We start from the raw sequence: 4115 nt of genomic DNA on the forward strand, positions 1-4115 counted from the left end.
GGGGGGGGGGGGGCGCCCCCCGCGGCGGCTGGTGGCGGGGCGGCCGGTTGCGGCGGCCGCCCGGCACGGCATGCTGGACGCCATGTTCTTCCGCCTCGCGCGCCCCACCCCCGACAAGCCGGCGCCGCCTGACATCCGGCCGCTGGCGCTGGCCGACGGTCGCCAGGTGGACGTGCGCTGGGTGCGCGACGCGCGCTCGCGCCGGCTGCGGCTGATCGTGTCGGAAAAGGGCGCGCGCCTGACGCTGCCGCGCAGCGTGTCCGAGCGCGCCGCGCTGGCCTTCCTGCACGAACATCGCCACTGGCTGGCCCACCAGCTTGATCGCCAGCCCGGCGTTTCGGCCCTGCCCCTGCAGCGGGGCGTCGAGCCATCCCTGCCGCTGCGCGGCCAGAGCGTGCCGCTTCACTGGCGTGAAGGGCGCTACGCCCGGGCCGAACTGCGCGACGAAGGCGTGGTGCTGCAGCTGCCCGACCGCGCCAGCGACGCCCAGCTCAAGTCCGCGCTGCGCGACTTCTACACCCAGCAGGCGCGCCAGGACCTGGGCGCCTGGCTGCCGCGCTACCTGCCCGGCCTGCCGCGCGCGCCGATGTCGTTCAAGCTGCGGCCACTGTCGTCGCTGTGGGGATCGTTGAGCCCCAGCGACGCGCTGTCGCTGGACCTGTCGCTGGTGCTGGGTCGGCCGGCGGCTTTCGAGTACGTGCTGGTGCATGAGCTTTGCCACCTGATACACGCCGATCATTCGCCGCGTTTCTGGCGCGAAGTGGAGTCCCGCTGGCCGCGATGGCGTGACGAGCGGACCTACCTGCGCAGCGACGGAATGTCCTTGAAGGGCCAACTTGCCCGTTTTATCGCTTGAAGGGCCCACCTGCGCGGCCCGCCCAGGAGACCCCCGATGCCCCGTTGCCACCCCCTTGTCGCCGTGGCGGCATTGACGCTGGCGCTTTCAGCCTGCGGCAAGATGCAGGAAAACGCCGCTGAAACCCTCGCCGAGAAAGCCCTGGAAGCCAGCGGCGGCGAAAACGCCGACATCGACATCCAGGACGGCGGGAGCACCGTCGTCATCAAGACGCCGGACGGCGAGATGCGGCAGAGCACCGGCGACGACCTGGTGCTGCCCAACGATTTCCCGACCGACATCACCCTGCCGGGCACCTACAAAGTGGTGTCGCTGATGACCATGGGCGCCACCACGTCGGTGGTGATGGAAGTGCCGCAGTCCTCGTCCGGCCTGTTCAACGCCATCAAGTCCGGCCAGGCCAACCAGGGCTGGAAGGAAACGATGTCCATGCAGGGCGCCGACGCGTCCATGCTGGGCTTCGAGAAGGAAGGCCGCAGCCTGCTGGTGAACATGGCCGACAACGGCGAAGGCGGCAGCAGCCTGTCGATGAGCCTGCAGGCCAAGCAGCAGCCCTAGCGCAGGAACGCCAGCAGCGGCGCCGCCACGCGCGCCGCCTGCTCCATGTGCAGGTGGTGGCCGCCTTCGAACACCTGCACCCGGCCATCGGCCAGGCAGGCCAGCCGCGCTTCGCGCACGGCCGCCGGAAAGTAGGGCGGCGACGGGTCCGCCGCGATCACCAGCACCGGCGCTTCAATCGACCGCAGCAGTGACTGCACCGTGGCTTCGGCCATGCGCAGCGCGCTGGGCAGGGTCAGGCGCGGGTCGCTGCGCCAGGCGTGGCCCCCTTCGACGGGCCGCAGGTTGCGCTGGACGATCAGGCGCGCGGCCTCGGGCGTCATGCGGCTGGCCGCCAGGCGGGCCGCCACCGCGGCGTCCAGGTCGGGAATCACGCGCGGCGGTCGCGGCGCCATGGCCCGGCGCGCGGCCACCGCGTCGCGCAGCCGCTGCCCGGCCTGGGCCGGCTCGCCCGAGATCGGGCCCAGCGCCTCCACCAGCGCCAGCCGCCGCACGCGCGCCGGCGCGGCTGCGGCCACCGCCGACGCGATCGCCCCGCCCATCGAATGCCCCAGCAGGTCGGCCTGTGCCCAGCCCAGGGCATCCATCGCGTCCAGCACGTCGTGCACCCAGTCGGCGAAGGCGTAGTCGTAGCCCGGCGCCCGATGCGCCGATGCGCCGTGTCCCGGCAGGTCCAGCGCCACCAGGTCGAATTGCGCCAGGTGCGGCGCCAGCGGCAGGAAGCTGGCGGCGTTGTCCAGCCAGCCGTGCAGGCACAGCAGCGGTGGACCCCCCGGGGTACCGCCACGCAGCGCGGCCAGTTCGCCCCGCGCCGACGCCAGGGATATCTCACGCAGGCCCATCGGCATCAGTGCGGCCAGCCCAGCAGGTGGCGGTGGGTGAGGCCAGCCAGCGCGGCCACGTGCCCCGGCTCGTCGTTCAGGGCGCTGATGTAGCGCAGTTCGCCGCCGCCGGCATGGCGGAACACCTCGTTGTTCTCGACCGCGATTTCTTCCAGCGTTTCCAGGCAGTCCACCGCAAAGCCCGGGCACACCACGTCGATGGTCTTGATGCCCTGCTTGCCCAGCGCCTCCAGGGTCTTGTCGGTGTAAGGCTGCAGCCAGGCCTCGCGGCCAAAGCGCGACTGGTAGGTCATCAGCCACTGGTCGGGGGACAACTCCAGGCGCGCCGCCAGGGCGGCCGCGCCGGCCTCGCACTGGCGCGGATAGGGGTCGCCGGCGCGCTCGAAGCGCTGCGGCAGGCCGTGGAAGGAAAACATCAGTTTGTCCGGGCGCCCCTTGAGGTCCCAGTGCGAGCGGATGCGCGCTTCCATCGCATCCAGCCAGCCGCTGTCGTCGTGGTAGTCGGCGATGAACCGCAGTTCGGGCACGCGCCGCCAGGTCGAAATTTCCTCGTTCACCGCGTCCAGCACGGTAGCGCTGGTGCTGGCCGAGTACTGCGGGTAAAGCGGCAGCACCAGCAGGCGGGTCATGCCCTCGGCCTCCAGGGTGCGCAGCACCGAGGAAATGGACGGGTTGCCATAGCGCATCGCCATGCGCACCGGCACGTCCGGCAGCGCGTGCTGCAGGGCCTGCGCCAGCCGGCGGGTCAGCACCAGCAGCGGCGAGCCCTCGGCCATCCACACCGACGCATAGTTGCGGGCCACCCGGCGCGCCCGCAGCGGCAGGATGACGCCGTGCAGGATCGGGCACCACAGCCAGCGCGTCAGTTCGACCACGCGGTAGTCGTGCAGGAACTGGGCCAGGTAGCGGCGCACTGCCGCCGGGGTGGCGGCGTCGGGCGTGCCCAGGTTCACCACCAGCACGGCGGTTCGGCCCGGTCCGGTGGTTTTGGGGGAGTCGCGGAAGGTCTGGCTCATGCGGAACTGTCCTTGTCTGCTTTGCTCAAACTATCATCGCCCGAATGAAGGCGCGGCTCACGCCCGGTTCATGGCCCGCGGCCATACTCGCAAAGACGCTATATCCGGAGACACCCGATGAATCGTTTTTCCACCCTGATCGCCACCGCCCTCGCCCTGGCCCTGGCATTCGCCGGTCCGGCCCAGGCCGGGGTCAAGGAAGACACCAAGGCCAATGACGCCGCGCGCGTGCTCGCCGAGATCATGCGCATCCCGGAAACCTCCGTGCCCTCGAAGATGTTCGAGGAAGCCCACGCCATCGCCGTGCTGCCGGACGTGGTGAAGGCCGGCCTGATCCTGGGGGGCCGCCGCGGCAAGGGCCTGATCTCGGTGCGCAGCGCCGACGGCACCTGGTCCAACCCCAGCTTCGTCACCATCACCGGCGGCAGCATCGGCTTCCAGGCCGGCGTGCAGTCCTCGGACGTGATCCTGGTGTTCCGCAGCCCGCGCGGCGTGGACAACATCGTCAACGGCAAGTTCACCCTGGGCGCCGACGCCAGCGTGGCCGCCGGCCCGGTGGGCCGCAGCGCCCAGGCCAGCACGGATGAACAGCTCAAGGCCGAGATCTACAGCTATTCCCGCGCCCGCGGCCTGTTCGCCGGCGTGGCCCTGGACGGCGCGGTGCTGAGCATCGACCACAAGGCCAACCAGCGCGCCTACGGCCGCAACACCACCCCGCGCGCCATCTTCGAGGGCCGCTCGGCTTCCGCCGGCCCGCCGCTGGTGGATTTCCGCGACCGCCTGGAAGAAAACACCGTCAGCCAGTGACCGACGGCCGGGGGGGGGGGGGGGGCGGGGCGGGGG

General features: G+C 71.3%; 4 protein-coding genes and 1 pseudogene. 3 read left to right on the forward strand and 2 right to left on the reverse strand.

Annotated elements, in window-relative coordinates; genetic code table 11:
* Nucleotides 1-856, forward strand: an 856-nt coding sequence (locus K0M70_RS09250; protein WP_343211207.1) for a SprT family zinc-dependent metalloprotease, incomplete at its 5' end; no start/stop codon positions are given.
* Nucleotides 857-892: 36 nt separating this feature from the next.
* Complete coding sequence (locus K0M70_RS09255) at nucleotides 893-1414, forward strand: hypothetical protein (RefSeq protein WP_290781537.1); 522 nt, start codon at nucleotides 893-895, stop codon at nucleotides 1412-1414.
* Here the strand turns inward: K0M70_RS09255 and K0M70_RS09260 are convergent.
* Nucleotides 1411-2262, reverse strand: a complete 852-nt coding sequence (locus K0M70_RS09260; protein WP_343211208.1) for an alpha/beta hydrolase — start codon at nucleotides 2260-2262, stop codon at nucleotides 1411-1413. The two genes, K0M70_RS09255 and K0M70_RS09260, sit on opposite strands and share 4 nt — an antisense overlap.
* The gene (gene hemH, locus K0M70_RS09265) at nucleotides 2262-3272 is read right to left on the reverse strand and encodes a ferrochelatase (RefSeq protein ID WP_290781539.1); all 1011 of its coding nucleotides are present in this window, start codon (nucleotides 3270-3272) and stop codon (nucleotides 2262-2264) included. The genes K0M70_RS09260 and hemH overlap by 1 nt, the downstream gene beginning before the upstream one ends.
* A 117-nt stretch (nucleotides 3273-3389) precedes the next feature.
* Here hemH and K0M70_RS09270 point away from each other — a divergent pair.
* Nucleotides 3390-4073, forward strand: a pseudogene (locus K0M70_RS09270) (lipid-binding SYLF domain-containing protein); the annotation flags it as partial.
* Between the last annotated feature and the right edge of the window lie 42 nt (nucleotides 4074-4115).

It is taken from the genome of Arenimonas sp., from assembly GCF_019459675.1.
Lineage (GTDB): Bacteria > Pseudomonadota > Gammaproteobacteria > Xanthomonadales > Xanthomonadaceae > Arenimonas.